The organism is Pseudoalteromonas sp. Z9A6, from assembly GCF_011378805.1.
In the GTDB taxonomy this organism is placed as follows: domain Bacteria; phylum Pseudomonadota; class Gammaproteobacteria; order Enterobacterales; family Alteromonadaceae; genus Pseudoalteromonas; species Pseudoalteromonas distincta.
Genome location: NZ_WTKZ01000016.1, coordinates 1 through 19,075 on the forward strand (window position 1 = coordinate 1; position 19,075 = coordinate 19,075).

Below are 19,075 nucleotides of genomic sequence, written 5' to 3' on the forward strand. Positions count from 1 at the left end.
ATGACATTGAGATTTAGTTCAAAAAAATCCCCGCTAATTTCTTAGCAGGAATTTGTGTATAAGAGACAGCTTTTTAAGCGCCTTTTTTAATGTCTATTATTTTGTGCTAATTTGTATAAACGCTATATATATTTAGCAATTAAGGTATGTTTGTGGCTTCGCTTCCAAACAATGTATCGCTTAGCGAGTAGGGTTGTTAGTCCTATTACAACGGTTATAAATAAAAGTGTTGCTGTGTAACTCATGCCATAACCTTCAGGCAAACCAACGAGAGTATCTGCGTAGGTCATATCGCTAAAATTAAAGCCAAGAATAGGTATAATTAACCAAGCAATAGCATGTAATAAATACAAATGCACAAGGTATGAAAACATACTTGTTTTACCCAGTACTTGTAAAAAGTTATGCGAAAAATCGGTTTTTAAACCATTTAATGCTTTTAAAGAAATAAGCCCAAGGCCAACAGTAAGTAACATAAATTGCAGCGAAAGCGGATACTTTGTTGGGTTTAGAAACGACATAACAGTGAGTAATGAGCTTGTATGTATAGCAAACTGTGACATATCACCGTATAAGTTAAATCCACGTAAAATGCCATAAAGCGCAAGGCAAGTAACCCCTAATAACAATGCGTGATTCATCACTTTTTTACTGTATTGTTGCGCTTTGTAATAAACACCAGCGCAATATGCCAATGCCATTAAGCCAACAATGGGGGCAACTGGGTAGGTTGTTCTAATTTGAAAATCAAAAGGGAGATCAAGTACATTTTTTTGATGTGCAATAGACCAAGCAGTATGTGCAAATGTATTAGGCTCAAAGCTTGTTCCATCAAATAAATTATGCCCAAACACGAGTAATAAACCTGCTACAAAAATGGCATAAATGCCCAGGAAACGCAGCAGTCCTAAAATAACAAAGCCCCAGCCGATAGCCCAAATAACTTGTGCGTATAGCATTGAGTATAATGGGTTAAAGCTCCAAGACCACGAAACAATAGTAAATTCAAACAAAATTAGCACTAAACCACGAATAATCAAGCTCTGTGAAAATGCTTTAGTGGATACATATTTATGCTCTGTTATTGCCGCAGATAGACCTGCTAAGAATACGAAGAGTGGTGCGCAAAAGTGAGAAACAAAACGCGTAAAAAAGGTAACGGGATCAGTCCCTGGAATGGTCATCGGATCGGTAACTGAGTAATTAAGGCAATAATACATACCATGGTCAATAACCATAAATATAATTATAATGCCCCGTAATATATCAATATGATGTAAGCGGTTATCGGTTGAAGGTAGCGGCATAAGAGAGCTATATAGAGTGATTTAAAACTGTATTTATTATATGTTATATTGTATCAAATTGAAACCGTGTATTTATATTTTGCCAGTGATTATACACACGTAATACGACCAATATTTGCTCGCATTACTTGTAATGATACAGCTAATTATCACTTAAACTTTTTTACATACCTTAGCGTTATAAAATTAATAATGGCGAGCAAAATGGCTATTTCGTAACGGCTATAGGCTACAGCTATACCAATTAAGCCCATATTCCAAATACTGGCTGCGGTTGCTGTACCGGAGGTTGATTTGTTATTTTTCAAAATTGCGCCACCGCCAATAAAACCAATGCCAGTAATGATGCCTTGCAACATTTTAGATTGAGCTTCTGCGCCATCTAAAACCGACATAGCTATTAATGCATACCCACACGATGCAACAGCAACAAGAGGAAATGTACGAAGGCCTGCACCATCATGGCTACGCTCTCTGTCGTAAGCCATAGGTAGCGCAAGTAGGTATGCAAAACCTAAATGTATTAAGTTATCGATGATTTCATTCCACTGTAAATCAATTTCCATTATTGAGCCTATGCGGGTTAATTTTGTTAATAATAAGCAAACAGCGAGCCATTGCATAAATAACTAATAATTAATGGTTTATTGTAGGAAGCTGAGTTTAATAAAAATTATTGAGGAAACTTTTACATGTTTTTATTACTATTTTACGCGATAGTTAATTTGATCTGAGTTTTAAAGCCCCGTATTCTTTTATCATACCTAAAAGACACCTATGTGAACCTTTTGCCTTTAAATAAAACATTAATCACAACAACTAAAATTGAAAAAACAGCGTTACTATTTTGCGCTGGGTTATCTGTTTTTGCTTTTTTATTTCCTGAATTTCTCACAGAACACTTACAACCTACCATTAATAAAATTTTAGGTTATTTAGGGTCGCCATTTTTTATATTGGTAAACTTGTTACTTTTTTCTGTGATAGCTATTGCTATAAGCCCATTAGGGCAACGAAAAATAGGAGGAGCGCTAGCACTTGTTGAGTTTAGTACCTTTGGTTGGCTTTCTATGTTGTTTGCAGCAGGGATGGGCTCAGGACTTATATTTTGGGGAGTAGCAGAGCCTGCACTACACACGGTTAACTCGCCTTTAAAGCAAAGCTTGTATCCCAACCACCAAACAAGTGGTTTGGCGCTTACCTTAGTTAATTGGGGCGCGCATGCATGGGCGCTCTATGCAGTATTTGGCTTGTTATTGGGTGGGCTTACTCGCAATAGTGGTAAAGCGGGCGATATTAGTGCTCCTGTGATCAGTGCAACTAAAGGCGTTATTAATCGGGCTTGGCAGTTACAGCTGAGCTTTAGCATTAAATTAATTGCCATACTTGCAATATTTTTTGGTGTCGTGGGCACAATTGCTAATTCAACTTTATTACTGCGTAAAGGGCTCGAGCTTGAGCTAGGGGTTGAATCGGCTTTATTTCCGGGGTTTATTATAATTTTTTTAATTGCGCTGCTTTATACCATTTCTGCAAAGTTGGGGCTTAAAAAAGGAATTCAAACTCTTAGTAAATTTAATGTGTTTTTAGCATTTGCACTTATAGCATGGCTATTAATTTTTGTGCCTATAAAGCCAATTATAGACATAGCTGTAGGCGGTACATGGGATTACATTCAGCTCATAACCACAGGTACATGGCAGTTTGAAAGCGTACTTAATGACCCCGCATGGGCAACAGGTTGGACATACAATTACTATTTTTGGTGGTTAGCTTGGGGCCCATTTGTTGGTGTGTTTTTGGCAAAAATTAGCCAAGGACGGCCGGTTTGGCAATACATTTTAGGTGTCGTATTTGTACCAACCTTTGTGACTATTATATGGTTTAGTGTGTTTTCGGGCTCTGCAATTGCGTGGGATCAAACTCACAATGCAGGCATTTTAGAGGCTATTAAAGCCGATTATACGCAAGGGCTGTTTGTATTTTTCGAGCAATTAGGCTGGCAAGGCGGTCTATTAATTTGGTCAAGTTTATTGCTTCTACTCATTTTTGTAGCCACATCAGCAGACTCTGCTGTTTTGGTTATTCGCCAATTAAGTGGTGCAAGTGAAGCTCAAACATGGAGCTTGTATGCTTGGTCGTTTGCACTAGGTTTATGCGCTTTTGTTTTGTTAGTACAAAACAATGAACCATTAAACAGAAGCGTTGCTATTATTGGAGCGCTTCCTTTTTTAATTATATTTATATTGCAATTAATTGGTTTTATTAAAGAGTTCATACGTGAATTTAAGCACTAAGACTTACATTTATTTACAATGCTATTTTTAAAATTGTATATAATTTAGGTAATTATATTGGTGGGGTTAATAATGCGTACTTTTTTGATTATTCTATTTTCAAATGTATTAATTGGTTGCGCTGCTGCGGGTATAATTTTAGATGGGGCAGCGCGCTCTCAACCTGGCCCAGTAAATGCGGGGCCTGTTGTAAAAGATAAAGAGGGCTTTAGCTTTACTAAACTCGGTGTTGAAGCCGATATGGCTATAGTTGAATTTATTAAAGGTAAGGGCAATAACAATACGGTACAAGTATGCAGGCAAGTGAGTAAAGTATTGAAAGAGTGTGTAGAGGTAGAAAAGTCATCTCTACACACTAATGAGTCTAAGCAGTTAAAAACTGATGATGAAATAATAAGTGTTGGTCAATAAAGCTGCTTATAAAAAAGTAGCTATGGTCGTAGCCTGCTTGCATTTCAAGTGTAAGCGGGTAGCCTTTTTTATCTGCAATAGCGACTAAGTTTTCTGGCTTAAGTTGCTCTTGTAAAAAACCATCGGCATCACCTTGACTCACTAACATAGGTAAGTAATTAGCTTGCTCTGCGTTTTTCATCAGCTCGCAGCTGTCGTATTGCTTCCAAAGCGCTTTATCATTTCCTAAATAACCAGTAAATGCTTTTACACCCCAAGGGCATTCAATCGGATTTACAATAGGGCTAAAAGCCGAGGCACTTACAAACGCAGTCGGGTTTTTAAGTGCGACCATTAATGCACCGTGCCCGCCCATAGAGTGACCGCTAATTGCTTTTGTGCTTGTTACCGGAAAATGTTGCTCTATCAATGCTGGTAATTCACTAACAACATAATCGTACATATTAAAATGGGTGTTGTAAGGAGCTTGCGTGGCATTTACGTAAAAGCCTGCGCCTTGTGCAAAATCGTAGCTGTCTTCGTTAGGAACATTATCCCCACGAGGGCTAGTGTCAGGCGCTACAATAGCAATACCTAGCTCTGCTGCTTTTTTAAATGCACCGGCTTTTTGCATAAAATTTTCGTCGGTACAGGTTAAACCCGATAACCAATAAAGTACCGGTACTTTATTGGCTTCACTTGCGCCTGGTGGTAAAAACACCGCAAAGCGCATAGTGCAATGTGTACTTGTTGCAGGGTGAGTATATTGCTTATGCCAACCACCAGCTACTTTTGTACTTGAGATATTCTCTAACATAATAATCCTTAAAAGCCGCAAACCTTTAGGTTTTACGGCTTTTTATTAAGTCGTTTACTAAGTGCTTATTAGTAATGAATTACTGTACGAATACTTTTACCTTCGTGCATTAAATCAAACGCTTCGTTAATTTGTTCAAGGCTCATTGTATGAGTAATAAAGTCGTTTAACGCAAATTCACCCGCCATGTAGCGCTCAACTATTTCAGGTAGTTGCGAGCGACCTTTAACGCCACCAAATGCACTACCACGCCATACACGCCCAGTTACCAGTTGGAACGGACGGGTTGATATTTCTTGGCCTGCACCGGCTACACCAATAATTACCGACTCACCCCAACCTTTATGACAACACTCAAGCGCAGAGCGCATTACATCAACATTACCAATACATTCAAACGAGTAGTCAACGCCACCGTCAGTCATTTCAACAATCACTTCTTGAACAGGCTTGTCGAAATCTTTTGGATTAATTAAATCAGTTGCACCAAGTTTTGTCGCTAAATCGAATTTAGTGGTGTTAATATCAACACCAATAATACGTCCAGCGCCTGCCATTTTTGCACCAATAATGGCAGATAAACCAATACCACCAAGGCCAAAAATTGCTACTGTGTCGCCAGGTTTTACGTTTGCAGTGTTTGTTACTGCGCCCATACCTGTTGTTACACCACAGCCTAGTAAACAAATCTCTTCTAAAGAGGCTTCTTTATTTACTTTAGCGAGTGAAATTTCTGGAAGCACTGTGTACTCAGAAAACGTTGAGCAACCCATGTAGTGGTATATTGGTTGGCCGTCTTTAAAAAAGCGTGTTGTGCCGTCTGGCATAAGGCCTTTACCTTGAGTTTCGCGCACAGCAGAACATAGGTTAGTTTTACCTGAAGTACACATTTTACAAACGCCACATTCAGCAGTGTATAAAGGAATAACATGATCCCCAACTTCAACACTGGTTACGCCTTCGCCAATTGCGTATACAACGCCTGCGCCTTCATGGCCTAAAATAGCAGGGAAAATACCTTCAGGATCATCACCTGATAAAGTAAATGCATCGGTATGACATACACCAGTAGCGGTAATTTTTACCATTACTTCGCCTTTTTTAGGCATCATCACATCAACTTCTTCAACGCTAAGTGGTTGATTAGGACCCCAAGCAATAGCTGCTTTTGATTTAATAAATTCTGACATGTGTTTATCCTTTGTAGTGGTTAGATAATAATTGTAGACCCAATTTGCTTGGGTAATGTAGCTATTGTATTTGTTTCTCAAACAATGATAATCTCAATTTTATTAAAACACTTTTACAGTATGGTAATAATGACGCGTTGGAATGGAATAGATGAGTTTATAGCTGTAGGGGAGGAGGGCAGCTTTACTGCGGCTGCAAAAACGCTTGGACTTTCGGTTGCGCATATTAGCCGCCATGTTACAGCGCTTGAGCAACGTTTAAATACCCAGCTTTTAACCCGTACAACCCGTAAAGTGGTTTTAACCAAAGAAGGCGAAGTGTACTTACATCAAATAAAGCACTTACAACACGCTATGGACGAGGCAACTCAAGGTCTTGCTCAGCAACAAAGTACACCAAAGGGTAAAATTAAGCTCACAGCCCCTGTTATGTATGGGGAAACGTTCATTATGCCCATAGTGCATAATTTTATGAAGGATCATCCCGAGGTAGAAGTTGTTGCCACACTAAGTAACGAGCAAGAAAACTTATTAGAGGGCGGATTTGATTTAGCCATAAGGCTAGGGCACTTAAAAGATTCTAGCTTAAAAGCGCGTAGGTTAAGTGCGCGGCGTTTTATTATGTGCGCGGCACCACAGTATTTAACGCGATTTGGTGAGCCGCATACTTTAGGCGAGCTAAACAGCCATGAATGTTTAATTGGGAATAGTAGCTACTGGCGCGTAAACGAAAATGGGCGCGATAAACACTTTAAAATAGCGGGGCGGCTACAGTGTAATAGTGGTTGGGCGCTGGTGGATGGCGCAAAAAAGGGGCTCGGTATTGTACAGCTCCCAGACTACTACATTGAAAACGAAATTAACTCAGGGCAATTGGTGCCTATTTTAACACCCTATCAACCACAGCAAGAAGGGGTATGGGGCGTATATCCACCAAGGCAGTTTGTGGCCACTAATGTACGGGTATTGCTCGATTATTTAGTCAACGGGCTTAAAGCTTAACCGCGAGTTAATGGTTAAATACATATTGCTGTAAATATAGCCAAGTATCAGATTTTTAAATTATTTCTTACATTTTACGCCATACCCAAAGGCACTTTTTTCGTGCTACTATTGCTCAATACTTTTACGATAAGTGTTAAAAATAATATGTTTCAACCGGTTAGCTTATTTATAGGGCTTAGATATAGTCGCTCATCTAAAGGAAATGCGTTTATATCGTTTATTTCGTTTTTTTCTATTGCCGGTATCGCTATTGGTTTAATGGCATTATTTACGGTAAGCAGTGTAATGAACGGGTTTGAAAATAGCCTGAAAACCAATATGCTTGGACTTATTCCGCATGTTGAAGTTAGCGCAGATAAACACACTGCCACCCAAATGAACACCCTAAAAACCGACCTCGAACAATCTCCTTATGTTGATCATGTAAGCTTATATCGCCACGGCGAAGCTATTTTGCAAACAAATAAAGACTTGCACGGCGTTTTACTACAAGGCCTTTATAACGATAGTGGTTCTTTGTATAAAATTACCGATAAAATAGTGCAAGGCGATTGGAAAACTGTATTAAACAAAAATTACAACATTGCTATAAGCCGTTATTTGAGTCGTAAATTAGGCGTTAGCGTGGGTGATAAGCTTCGCGTTATTATGCCTAATGCTTCAACATATACACCTCTTGGGCGAGTACCCAGCCAGCGTTTATTTAAAGTAGCCGCAATATACGAAACCGGATCTGAGATAGATATGGCACTTGCGTTTACGAGTGGCGCTTCGCTACAACGGGTATTAAAGCTGGATAAAAACACCGCCCCAAATTTAAGTGTTTCATTGCACGAACCTTTCGAACTAGATGAATTTATTGAAGCAAGCCAACGTATTTTAAAAGATCACAATTACAGTGATTGGCGCAGTACCCAAGGTACTCTATTTGCAGCCGTTGCTATGGAAAAGCGCATTATGTCTATGTTGCTTGCCCTCATTGTATTGGTGGCTGTATTTAATATTGTATCGGCATTAACCATGATGGTAAGCGAAAAACAAGGTGAAGTAGCCATACTACAAACGTTAGGTTTAACACCTTCGCAAGTGCAAAAAGTGTTTATGGTGCAAGGCTTATATAACGGCGTAATTGGTACCGCAATAGGCGCATTTTTAGGTGTAATATTTAGTTTATATATAAATGAGCTACTTGCATTAGTGGGCTTAAACTTACTGGCGGGTATAGAGCTTCCGGTAAAATTTGATATTTTGAGTTTAGTGATAATAGCGTTTGCCAGTATTGCTATGAGCTTTTTAGCTACCTTATATCCTGCGCGTAAAGCCGCAAAAGTAAAACCAGCAGAGGTATTACGTTATGAATGATTTAGTGATTAGTTGTGAAAATTTAAGTAAGGTTTATCAAGACGGCAGCAACCAAGTTGAAGTATTAAAAGGCGTTGATTTAGCGCTTCAGCAAGGTGAAATGCTCGCTATTGTCGGGAGTTCTGGCTCTGGTAAAAGTACGCTTTTACACATACTTGGCACATTAGATACCGCAAGCTCAGGTAGCGCTAAAATTAAAAACCAAGAAGTTGCAAAACTTTCGCGAACAGAGCAAGCCGCATTTAGAAACCAAAATTTGGGCTTTATCTATCAATTTCATCACTTATTAATGGAGTTTAGCGCAGTTGAAAACGTGGCTATGCCGTTATTAATTAAAGGCTTGAGTGCAAAAGAAGCCAAAGCTCAAGCGCTCGATATGCTCGAAAAAGTAGGCCTTGCACATCGCAACTCGCATAAACCGTCTGCGCTTTCTGGTGGAGAGCGCCAACGCGTGGCTATTGCCCGCGCGCTAGTTACTAAACCTGCGCTTGTGCTTGCTGATGAACCAACCGGTAATTTAGATAAACAAAATGCGATTAAAATTTACGATTTAATTAATGAGCTTAACCAAAGCTTAAACACCAGTTTTGTGGTAGTTACACACGATTTAGAACTTGCCGATAAGCTAGGCAAAATAGCTTATTTAGACGATGGAAAACTAGCTATTAAAGAGTCGCAGCATGTTGCTTAGTGCATTTTTAAGTAAACGTTTTAGAGCCTATTCAGGCCACAAAGATGAAAAAAACGGCTTTGTTAGTTTTATCGCTAAAGCGTCGACTATTGGTATTTTATTAGGTGTCGCGGTTTTAATTGTGGCGCTGTCGGTAATTAATGGTTTTGAGCAGCAACTAGTACATAGATTGCTAAGTGTTGTGCCGCAGGTTGAATATGTAGCACCAAGTAGACCCATTGCAAATTGGTCGCAAAAGGTTGAGGATTTACAAACACAACTTCACGTAACAGGGGCTGCGCCATTTATTGCCGTTAACGGAATGGCGCAATATAAAAGCCAGCTAAAAGCGATAGAAATTCGAGGTGTTGAGCCATCGCTCGAGAGTAATGTATCGGCGGTAAACCAGTTTACCAGTGGTAAATTAGTGAGTCAGTTAGGCCTTGACGATGTAATTTTAGGTAAGCAAATAGTAAAACAGTTAGACGCCAAAGTAGGCGATAACATTACATTACTTATTCCGCAAATTAGTCAAAAAGGTCAATCATTATTAGCGCCTAAACGCGTAACACTTAACCTTGCAGGTGTTATAGAAATGGGCGGACCGATTGATAGTACCGCTGCATTTATACATCTTAACAAAGCGCAGCAAACATTAGGTTACGATGAAAGCCAAGTAACCGGGCTGCGTTTAAGTGTTGATGATGTGTTTTCGGCGCACCAAATAGCGCTAAAAGTAGGGCAAACTATTGACGACTACGTGTATGTTTCCAGTTGGTTTAGAACCCAAGGCAGCCTTTATCAAGATATTCAAATGGTACGTACCATTGTTTATATTGTGGTGTTTTTAATTATAGCGGTAGCCAGTTTTAATATTGTCTCCTCCTTGGTGATGGAGGTACGCGAAAAACAAGGCAATATCGCAATTTTAAAAACCATGGGCGCGAAAGACAGTACTATTTTAGCCACCTTTGTAATGCAGGGCTTAATGCAAGCATTTGTAGGCGTGGCACTAGGAACACTAATTGGTGTGGTATTAGCGCTTAATATAAGTGAGCTTTTTACGTGGATAAGCCAATTATTTGGAGCCAATCCACTTGAGGGCGTTTATTTTATAGAGTTTTTACCAAGTAAATTAGTACTTGAAGACATTGGTATTACAGTGATTGTTACGTTTGTGCTTGCGATAGTTGCTACTATTTATCCGGCGTGGCAAGCAACAAGAGTTGACCCTGCAAAAGTGCTGGGTAATTAGCGGCATTGGTAGCGTGTGCGCTGCTAAATAAAAACTAATAGGGCAGTATTGGCAAGTCTGTTAAACTAGGGCGCTTATTTACAAGCTAACAATAACTAACCATTGGGTTAGCATTTACTACTCTGGGATTTACTTTGACAAATAACGATATTTTACGCCGCATTCGCTACACTTTTAATTTAACTGACACCGCTATGGTAAATGTTTTTGCTGCAGCTGAGCATACGGTTACTACAGAGCAAGTAATTGCTTGGTTAACTAAAGAAGGCGAAGAAGCTTACACTGAAATAAGTGATACAGAGTTTGCAACTTTTTTAAATGGTTTTATTAATACGCAACGTGGTAAGCGCGAAGGCGATCAACCTGCTCCTGAGAGCAAGTTAAATAACAATATTATTTTTATGAAGCTGCGTATTGCTTTAAATATGAAAGCGGAAGATGTGATTGCGACGCTGGCACTCGTTGACTTTAATTTGAGTAAGCATGAGCTAAGCGCGTTTTCTCGTAAAGTAGATAACAAGCACTACCGCGTATGTAACAACCAGGTACTTCGTTTATTTTTAACGGGTGTACAACAGCAGGTTCGTCCACAAAGCACTGCTGAGTAAGCAAGGTAAAGCCATTACTCTTTCAAAACGCTAAAACAGCCCTTGTTTTAGCGTTTTGTTGTTTTTAAGTTAAATATATTTCAACTTGTTACACGCCTACTTTAAAATTGTTCAATACCGCTTAATAAACTAGCAATTGAATGAGAACATTTAAATATCAAGTAATTACCTCCTTTGTTAACTGTATGTTTGGTTTTAGCAACCGCGCACTGTATTTTTATATCGTTAAAATGAATAAAAATTCGGCTAGTCGCTGTTTTATTTTTACACAACAGTAAAATAATTCAACTTGAATGACGTGCAACACCACTCTTTCTAATGGTAAGGTGTATGAAAATTATGATTTTAAAATAGATTTATATTCAAAAAACAAACTTAATCATACTTACCCGAATTCTCAAATTTTAAAAATAGCTTACACGGAAGAATAATTATGAATTATATACATAGTACGATAGCTCAATTAAAGCAAACTAGCCCCGCGCAAAGTGAGTTTTATCAAGCTGTTGAAGAAGTACTAGAATCTTTAGAACCTCTTTTTGCAAAAACTACAAATTATCAAAAAGAAGCCATTATAGAAAGAATGGTAGAGCCAGAGCGTCAACTAATGTTTCGTGTACCTTGGGTTGACGACGAAGGTAATATTCAAGTAAATAAAGGCTATCGCATTGAATTTAGCTCTACCTTGGGCCCATATAAGGGGGGCTTGCGTTTTCACCCGAGTGTTAATGCCAGTATTATTAAGTTTTTGGGTTTTGAGCAAGTGTTTAAAAACTCATTAACCGGCCTACCTATTGGTGGTGGTAAAGGCGGTGCTAACTTTGATCCAAAAGGGCGATCAGACGGTGAAATAATGCGTTTTTGCCAATCATTTATGAACGAGTTATACCGCCACATTGGCCCAACTACCGACGTACCTGCAGGGGATATTGGTGTTGGCGCACGCGAAATTGGTTATTTGTTTGGCCAGTACAAGCGTTTAACAGGGCGTTACGATGGTGTGTTAACCGGTAAAAGCCTAATGTGGGGTGGCTCGTTAGTTCGTAAAGAAGCAACTGGCTACGGCGCAGTGTACTTTGCAAACTACATGCTACAAAACCGCGATGATAGCCTAGCTGGAAAACGTTGTTTAATTTCGGGCTCGGGTAATGTTGCTATTTATGCGATGGAAAAGCTGTATCAATTAAATGCAAAACCAATTACCTGTAGTGACTCTCGCGGTACACTATTTCATGACGCGGGTATAGATTTAACGCTTATTAAAGAGTTAAAAGAGCAGCAACGTGGCTGTTTAAGCAAATATAAAGAAAGCTACCCAGAAGCCACTTATATTGCTCGCGCAGATTACCCAGAAGATGGGCATGCAGTGTGGCGTTTTAAAGCCGATGCTGCGTTCCCATGTGCCACTCAAAATGAGTTAACTCAAGGCGATGCAAAAGCGCTACTAAGCAATGGCTGTATTTTGGTGAGTGAAGGTGCAAACATGCCTTCGACCAAAGACGCGATTGACTGCTTTATTAAAGCCAAAATAGCTTACGGCCCAGGTAAAGCTGCTAATGCGGGCGGCGTTGCAACCAGCCAATTAGAAATGGCGCAAAATGCCAGTATGCAAAGCTGGACTTTTGAAGAAGTGGATGCAAAATTACAGCACATAATGAAAAACATTTTTAATATTGCTAACGAAACAGCGGCAGAATTTGGCCAACCTACTAACCTGTTACTTGGCGCTAATATTGCTGGTTTTCGCCGTGTTGCCGATGCAATGATAGAGCAAGGCGTAGTTTAACTAAAATAGTTTAAAGCAATTGCAGCTTATTGCTGTGAGAGCCTGTACTTAAAAACACCCCATAAATTTAGCTATTTATGGGGTGTTTTATTTAAATAACCGCTTAAGTTAGTTATAACGCTATAAAGCCAAGCTATAACAGCGTAGGATCAGGCTACTTTCGAATGAAAATAGGTTTGCACTTCGCGGTGCATTAACATAAAAAATTATGCAACTAACTGCAAAAGCATCACTTCCTAACGCATTACTTATCTCTATTAGTACACCTCACTTTAAAGGCGATGAAGCAATTGAGTCGCTTGCAGAATTGGCACGCCTAGTTACCACTCTTGGCTTTAAAGTAGTTGGTACACAATCACAAAAGCAAAGTTCTACCCAAAAAGTAAATGTACTGGGTTCAGGTAAACTGGCTGAAATAGCGCACCTTACTGGTAATAAAGGTTCTGCTGCAGATGAGAAAGAGGGTGAGAATTTTCTTGATGACGATCCATTATCCGACATGCCATCAGAAATTCCATCAGACGGTTTAGATTTTGCTTGTGCCGATGTTGTCGTGTTTGACTGCGATTTAACGCCTTCTCAACTACGTAATGTGGAAAACCAGTTAGGTGTGGAAGTATTTGATCGCACTGGTATTATCATTGAAATATTTAGTCGTCATGCGCGTACTAAAACTGCAAAATTACAAGTTGAAATAGCTCGCCTTAATTATGTAGCGCCACGACTGCGTGAAACATCAACAGGTGATAAAGAACGCCAAATGGGTAAAGGTGCGGGTGAAACCACACTTGAGCTTAATCGCCGTAAGGTGCGCGATCAGTTAGCAGAATTAAAGCGCGAACTTGTTAGTGTTCAAGATGTAATGATGGACAGACGTACGCAGCGCTCTGAGCTATTCTCAGTGGCTTTAATTGGTTATACCAATGCGGGCAAGTCATCAATGATGCGCGCAATTACAGGTAGTGATGTAGAAGGCGAAAACAAACTTTTTGCAACGCTAGATACCACTGTTCGCGCGCTGTATCCGATTACGCAGCCTCGTATACTCGTATCAGATACAGTTGGTTTTATTAAAAAGTTACCTCACGATTTGGTGGCTTCATTTCATTCAACGCTCGCTGAGGCACATGATGCGTCGTTATTGTTGTATGTTGTAGATGCTTCAGATCCTTCTTTTCGCTCACAACTTGAAGTAGTACATAAAGTACTGGCAGAAGTTGGGGTAGAAGGTAGCAAAAAATTATTAGTACTGAATAAGTCAGACCAATTAAGTACTGATCAACAGCAGTCTCTAATGGATGAATTTCCTGATGCGATGATGACCTCTACGCGTAATCCAGATGATATTAGTAAACTGCACAAATACATTATTGGCATTGCTCAAGAGGACATGATTGAAGAAGAGATTGTTATACCGTACACAGCCAAAGGTATCGTGGGCGAAATCCGATCGAGTATGAGTGTTGTTAAAGAAGAATATGAATACAGCCATATTAAATTAACAGTACGCTCGAGTGCGATTGATTTAGAACGTTTAAAAAAGAGAATGTTGAATTTATAATAAATTCAGTACAATTCAGTTCATAAAAAGCAAAGCCAATTGGCTGTGCTTTTTAGTATTAGTCCTAACATACGTAAATTTAACGCTGCTAGCTCTAAATATAGCTCTGAGATAAATTCCCTATCCAGAGTCTCAGTTACTTAAAGACGAAACTAGGAAAAAAGATTTTCGCTTAGTTCTTCTTGCATTTGCTCGCGCATTTTAAATTTTTGCAGTTTACCTGTTACTGTCATTGGGTAGTTTTCTACAAAACGGATATGTCGTGGCATTTTAAAGTAGGCTAGTTTGTCTTTTAAAAACTCACGAATTGCTTGCTCATTAAGTACAGCATCTTCTTTTGGTTGGATCCAAGCGCACACTTCCTCGCCATACTTTTCATCGGTTATACCAAATATGGCAGCATCTTGAATGCCCGGGTAGGTGTAAAGTACTTCTTCTACTTCTCGAGGGTAAATGTTTTCGCCGCCGCGAATAATCATATCTTTTATACGCCCAACAATCGTGACAAACCCTTTTGTATCCATGACACCTAAATCGCCAGAGTGCAGCCAACCTTCGTCATCTATTGTGGCTTTTGTTTTAGCTTCGTCATTCCAATAGCAGCGCATTATGCCTGCACCTTTACTACACACTTCGCCAGGTTGACCAATTTTTTGAATGTTACCCAGCTCGTCAATTATTTTAACCTCGGTATGGGCAAGGGCACGGCCAACTGTCGTTACTTGCCGCTCTATTGAAGAGTCTGTTTCGGTAATGTTGTTTATGGGGCTGCACTCCGTTTGCCCGTAAGCAATCAGTACTTGATGCATGTTCATTTGTGTTTGTACTTTGCGCATTACTTGCTCTGGGCATGTAGAGCCTGCCATTACACCCGTGCGTAAAGTACTTAGGTCATAATCTTTAAAATTACTCAGCTCAAGCTCACTAATAAACATAGTAGGTACACCGTGCAGCGCTGTACATCCTTCTTGTTGAACTACATCTAGTGTGGTTTTTGCATCGAACGAATCACTTGGGTAAGTGGCTGCTGCACCTTTACTAACACACAATAAGCTACCCAATACCATTGCAAAGCAATGATATAACGGGATAGCGATACATAACTTGTCATCGCTCGTAAAGTGCATAGATTCGGCGACGAATAGCGCATTATTTAAAATATTTTTATGCGTGAGCGTTGCGCCTTTTGGGTTGCCTGTTGTGCCTGATGTAAATTGTATATTGATGTCTTGCTCAGCATTTAAGTTTTCACCTATTGCTTTTAATTCCAGCTCATGAGCAGCTGTTGGCAAGTTAATAACATCGTTAAAAGAGTGCATACCAGGAGATGCTTCATTGCCAATGCGGATTATATTTTTAAGAGTGGGTAGCGCTTTTAAATTAAGTGTGTACTTATCGCAAGTTGCAAGTTCTGGCGCTAAACCATTAAGCATTTCTAAGTAATCACTGCCTTTAAAATTTGATGCTGTGATCAGAGTAGAGCATTCAACACTATTTAAAGCATATTGTAATTCGTTAGGACGATATGCCGGGTTGATGCACACCATTATTGCGCCAATTTTTGCCGTTGCAAATTGGGTTAAGCACCACTCAATATTATTAGGAGACCAAATACCAACGCGCTCACCTGGTTTTACGCCAAGTGCCAGTAACCCCATAGCAAGCTGATTAACTTCTTTTTGAAATTCTTTATACGTTAATCTAATACCTTGATGATGAACTACAACAGCTAACGCCCCTGGATTTTTGTCGACAATAAAGTCAAAGTACTCGCCTATAGTTGAATTTGTTAAAGGTGTGCTTTGTATACCTTTAAAGTAGCTTTGAGATAACGGCAAGTGATTTATTTGTTCTACTTCTTTTACCGTAATAGTGTGTGTGCATTGCTCTCTCCATGGAAATGTGTGTGAGTTATTAAACTACAAAGTTAAAATAAACACATATTGTCGACAAAGAGAAGTGCGGTTAGACTAATGTATTATTCGATTAATAAAAGCTAATACTACTTTTTAGACATAAAAAAACGCGTCTTACACTGTAAGTACGCGTTTTTAAAAGAGTAATGAGTTTACATTTCGTCGCTGCGGTATGTTTTTTTCATGATGTAAACGTAAGCGTTTACAAAAGCATTTTCTTGGTACTTTTTAAGGCCTGTTTCTTCAAAATCAATAGGGATGGGGTTGCGTTTTAATTGCTCTTTAACTTCAGTTGTAGTAAATAAACGTACATCTAAGTTGTCGATTAATTGAATTGCAGTTTCCATTTTAAAGCCTTTTGCACTGCCAGCAAATTTACCTTTAGGCTGACGCTCACGAATTGCAACAGAATCAATTTGGTAATCTTGCATTAATTTTGCAAAATCGAATTGAAATTTACGCATTACTTCAGTGTCGTTACCGTTACCTAAGGTAAAGCGTGTTTGGCGCACATCGCGAATATCAAATACGTCATTATCTTTACTTAAAATACAAAGTAGTACATCACTACCGGTAATTTCTACACCACATGTTCTCATGTTTATTCTCTAAAATAACTTAATTACGCAGTATTATACGCAACGCACATTAAAATGCGAGTGTGGGTATAGTTGTAGGCGCGTAATTAATGCATTGATGCTTTTATATTTTAATAAAATGATTTTTTTGCTTTAAAAGCTACATTTTGTGGATAAAACGGGTGGATTTCACCCCTTTAAACTTGTAATTAAATGCGCGGCACGCGACAATATATCTTTGTAGTTGAATAGACTCCTCATCTACATATATTAGTCAATGCTTATTCGTAAAAGCGTTGTCGAGTCATTCTCATTTAATTTATTAAAAATACACGTGATACATTGTAGGTGTCACCACTGTAGCAAGGATTTATAATGCCAGTTATTACTCTTCCAGACGGAAGTCAACGTAGTTTTGAAAACCCTGTAAGCACGCTTGATGTTGCAAACGACATTGGTCCTGGTTTAGCTAAAGCGACCATTGCGGGCCGTGTAAATGGTGACCGTGTTGATGCATGTGATTTAATTAGTGAAGACTCTCGTCTTGAGATCATTACCGCTAAAGACGACGACGGACTTGAAATCATTCGTCACTCTTGTGCTCACTTAATCGGTCATGCAGTTAAGCAACTTTTCCCAGACGCAAAAATGGCAATTGGTCCTACCATTGATAACGGTTTTTACTACGATATCGATATGGAACACTCATTATCACAAGATGATCTTGAAGCAATTGAAAAGCGTATGCTGCAACTTGCAAAAACCAACTACGACGTAGTGAAAAAAACAGTAAGCTGGCAAGAAGCACGCGATACATTTGAAGCGCGTGGCGAAACATACAAAATAGAAATTTTGGACGAAAACATCGCTAAAGATGACCGTCCTGGGTTATATCATCACGAAGAATATGTAGACATGTGTCGTGGACCTCACGTTCCTAACATGAAATTTTGCCAAAACTTTAAAATAATGAAAGTGGCGGGTGCATATTGGCGTGGTGATTCAGAAAACAAAATGCTACAACGCATTTACGGCACAGCGTGGGGCGATAAAAAGCAACTTAAAGCGTATTTAAAACGCCTTGAAGAAGCTGAAAAACGCGATCACCGCCGTATTGGTAAAGCGCTTGATTTATGGCATTGGCAAGAAGAAGCGCCAGGCATGGTATTTTGGCACAACGATGGTTGGAGCATTTACCGCGAGCTTGAAGAATTTGTACGTGAAAAGTTACGCGAATATGAGTACGAAGAAGTAAAAGGTCCAATGATGATGGACCGTTCACTTTGGGAAAAATCAGGTCACTGGGAAAAATATTCAGAAGCAATGTTTACCACTGAGTCTGAAAAGCGTGAATACGCGATTAAACCAATGAACTGCCCAGGACATGTGCAGATCTTTAACCAAGGTTTAAAATCGTACCGTGATTTACCACTTCGTATGGCTGAATTTGGTTGTTGTCATCGTAATGAACCATCAGGTGCACTACATGGTTTAATGCGTGTACGTGGCTTTACACAAGATGACGCTCACATTTTCTGTACCGAAGAGCAGATAATGGACGAAGTTTCAGCGTGTATTAAGATGGTTTATGATACATATGAAACATTCGGATTTGAGAAGATTGTAGTTAAGCTATCTACTCGCCCAGAACAACGCATTGGCGAAGACCATATGTGGGATAAAGCAGAGCTTGCTTTAGCTGATGCACTTAAGCTAAACGATATTGAATTTGATTATCTTCCGGGCGAAGGCGCGTTTTACGGTCCGAAGATTGAATTTACTTTGTACGATTGTTTAGACAGAGCGTGGCAGTGTGGTACAGTGCAATTAGACTTTGCATTACCGGGTCGTTTAGGTGCTACTTATGTAGCAGAAAATAACGAGCGTCGTACACCTGTAATGATACATCGTGCTATTTTAGGTTCTATTGAACGCTTTATTGGCATTTTAACTGAAGAGTACGCTGGTTTATTCCCGACGTGGCTTGCACCAAAGCAAGTGGTAATTATGAATATTACCGATAAACAGGCTCCTTATGTTAAAGAAGTTGTACAAAAATTAAATAAACTTGGAATTAGAGCCGCTGCTGACTTGAGAAATGAGAAGATTGGCTTTAAAATCCGTGAGCATACACTGAAGCGTATTCCATATTTACTTGTTGTTGGCGATAAAGAAGTTGAACAGCAAGAAGTAGCAGTGCGTACTCGCACAGGTGAAGACCTTGGCAAATTTAATGTTGATGATTTTGTAGCTAAAATTAGTGAAGAAATTAAAAATCGACAGTAAAAATCGAGCGTGTAAGGCATGAACAAACAGCCATTTACACGCTTATA

At 39.3% G+C, this 19,075-nt stretch carries 16 protein-coding genes; 10 read left to right on the plus strand and 6 right to left on the minus strand.

Annotated elements, in window-relative coordinates; translation table 11 throughout:
- Positions 1-122: 122 nt before the first annotated feature.
- Positions 123-1,307 (minus strand): heparan-alpha-glucosaminide N-acetyltransferase domain-containing protein, encoded by a 1,185-nt coding sequence (locus tag GQR53_RS08345; RefSeq protein ID WP_165743549.1) that lies wholly within the window; start codon positions 1,305-1,307, stop codon positions 123-125.
- 149 nt (positions 1,308-1,456) lie between these two features.
- Positions 1,457-1,873 carry an MgtC/SapB family protein gene (locus GQR53_RS08350; protein ID WP_165743551.1) on the minus strand — a complete coding sequence of 139 codons (417 nt, stop codon included), beginning with the start codon at positions 1,871-1,873 and terminating at the stop codon, positions 1,457-1,459.
- Between the two features lie 213 nt (positions 1,874-2,086).
- Here GQR53_RS08350 and GQR53_RS08355 point away from each other — a divergent pair, with 213 nt between their 5' ends.
- Positions 2,087-3,604, plus strand: coding sequence for a BCCT family transporter (locus GQR53_RS08355; protein WP_346774391.1), 1,518 nt, complete (start codon positions 2,087-2,089; stop codon positions 3,602-3,604).
- Between the two features lie 72 nt (positions 3,605-3,676).
- The gene (locus tag GQR53_RS08360; protein WP_165743552.1) at positions 3,677-4,015 is read left to right on the plus strand and encodes a hypothetical protein; all 339 of its coding nucleotides are present in this window, start codon (positions 3,677-3,679) and stop codon (positions 4,013-4,015) included.
- On the opposite strand, the gene fghA is transcribed toward GQR53_RS08360, so the two are convergent.
- Positions 3,969-4,811, minus strand: coding sequence for an S-formylglutathione hydrolase (fghA, locus tag GQR53_RS08365; RefSeq protein WP_165743554.1), 843 nt, complete (start codon positions 4,809-4,811; stop codon positions 3,969-3,971). The two genes, GQR53_RS08360 and fghA, sit on opposite strands and share 47 nt — an antisense overlap.
- Before the next feature lie 68 nt (positions 4,812-4,879).
- Positions 4,880-6,001, minus strand: coding sequence for an S-(hydroxymethyl)glutathione dehydrogenase/class III alcohol dehydrogenase (locus GQR53_RS08370; protein ID WP_165723406.1), 1,122 nt, complete (start codon positions 5,999-6,001; stop codon positions 4,880-4,882).
- A gap of 129 nt (positions 6,002-6,130) precedes the next feature.
- Between GQR53_RS08370 and GQR53_RS08375 the strand changes: the two genes are divergently transcribed.
- From GQR53_RS08375 to hflX, 7 genes are all read left to right on the plus strand, one after another.
- Positions 6,131-7,003 carry a LysR family transcriptional regulator gene (locus GQR53_RS08375; protein ID WP_197099258.1) on the plus strand — a complete coding sequence of 291 codons (873 nt, stop codon included), beginning with the start codon at positions 6,131-6,133 and terminating at the stop codon, positions 7,001-7,003.
- 147 nt (positions 7,004-7,150) lie between these two features.
- Positions 7,151-8,368, plus strand: a complete 1,218-nt coding sequence (locus tag GQR53_RS08380; RefSeq protein WP_165743558.1) for a lipoprotein-releasing ABC transporter permease subunit — start codon at positions 7,151-7,153, stop codon at positions 8,366-8,368.
- Positions 8,361-9,059, plus strand: coding sequence for a lipoprotein-releasing ABC transporter ATP-binding protein LolD (gene lolD / locus GQR53_RS08385; RefSeq protein ID WP_165743560.1), 699 nt, complete (start codon positions 8,361-8,363; stop codon positions 9,057-9,059). Before GQR53_RS08380 ends, lolD begins: the two co-directional genes overlap by 8 nt.
- The gene (locus GQR53_RS08390) at positions 9,049-10,293 is read left to right on the plus strand and encodes a lipoprotein-releasing ABC transporter permease subunit (protein ID WP_165743562.1); all 1,245 of its coding nucleotides are present in this window, start codon (positions 9,049-9,051) and stop codon (positions 10,291-10,293) included. The genes lolD and GQR53_RS08390 overlap by 11 nt, the downstream gene beginning before the upstream one ends.
- Positions 10,294-10,427: 134 nt before the next feature.
- On the plus strand, positions 10,428-10,901 hold the full coding sequence (locus GQR53_RS08395) for a DUF1456 family protein (RefSeq protein WP_011328072.1): 474 nt from the start codon (positions 10,428-10,430) through the stop codon (positions 10,899-10,901).
- Positions 10,902-11,334: 433 nt separating this feature from the next.
- The gene (gene gdhA / locus GQR53_RS08400; protein WP_011328073.1) at positions 11,335-12,687 is read left to right on the plus strand and encodes an NADP-specific glutamate dehydrogenase; all 1,353 of its coding nucleotides are present in this window, start codon (positions 11,335-11,337) and stop codon (positions 12,685-12,687) included.
- Positions 12,688-12,895: 208 nt separating this feature from the next.
- Positions 12,896-14,248 (plus strand): GTPase HflX, encoded by a 1,353-nt coding sequence (gene hflX, locus GQR53_RS08405; RefSeq protein WP_165743564.1) that lies wholly within the window; start codon positions 12,896-12,898, stop codon positions 14,246-14,248.
- A gap of 152 nt (positions 14,249-14,400) precedes the next feature.
- Here the strand turns inward: hflX and GQR53_RS08410 are convergent, their stop codons facing one another.
- Together GQR53_RS08410 and GQR53_RS08415 are read right to left on the minus strand one after the other, a co-directional pair.
- Positions 14,401-16,119 (minus strand): AMP-binding protein, encoded by a 1,719-nt coding sequence (locus GQR53_RS08410; RefSeq protein WP_165743602.1) that lies wholly within the window; start codon positions 16,117-16,119, stop codon positions 14,401-14,403.
- Between the two features lie 197 nt (positions 16,120-16,316).
- Positions 16,317-16,763, minus strand: a complete 447-nt coding sequence (locus tag GQR53_RS08415; RefSeq protein ID WP_002960715.1) for a DUF3010 family protein — start codon at positions 16,761-16,763, stop codon at positions 16,317-16,319.
- A 354-nt stretch (positions 16,764-17,117) separates the two neighbouring features.
- Here GQR53_RS08415 and thrS point away from each other — a divergent pair, with 354 nt between their 5' ends.
- Positions 17,118-19,028 carry a threonine--tRNA ligase gene (gene thrS / locus GQR53_RS08420; RefSeq protein WP_033039267.1) on the plus strand — a complete coding sequence of 637 codons (1,911 nt, stop codon included), beginning with the start codon at positions 17,118-17,120 and terminating at the stop codon, positions 19,026-19,028.
- Positions 19,029-19,075: the final 47 nt, after the last annotated feature.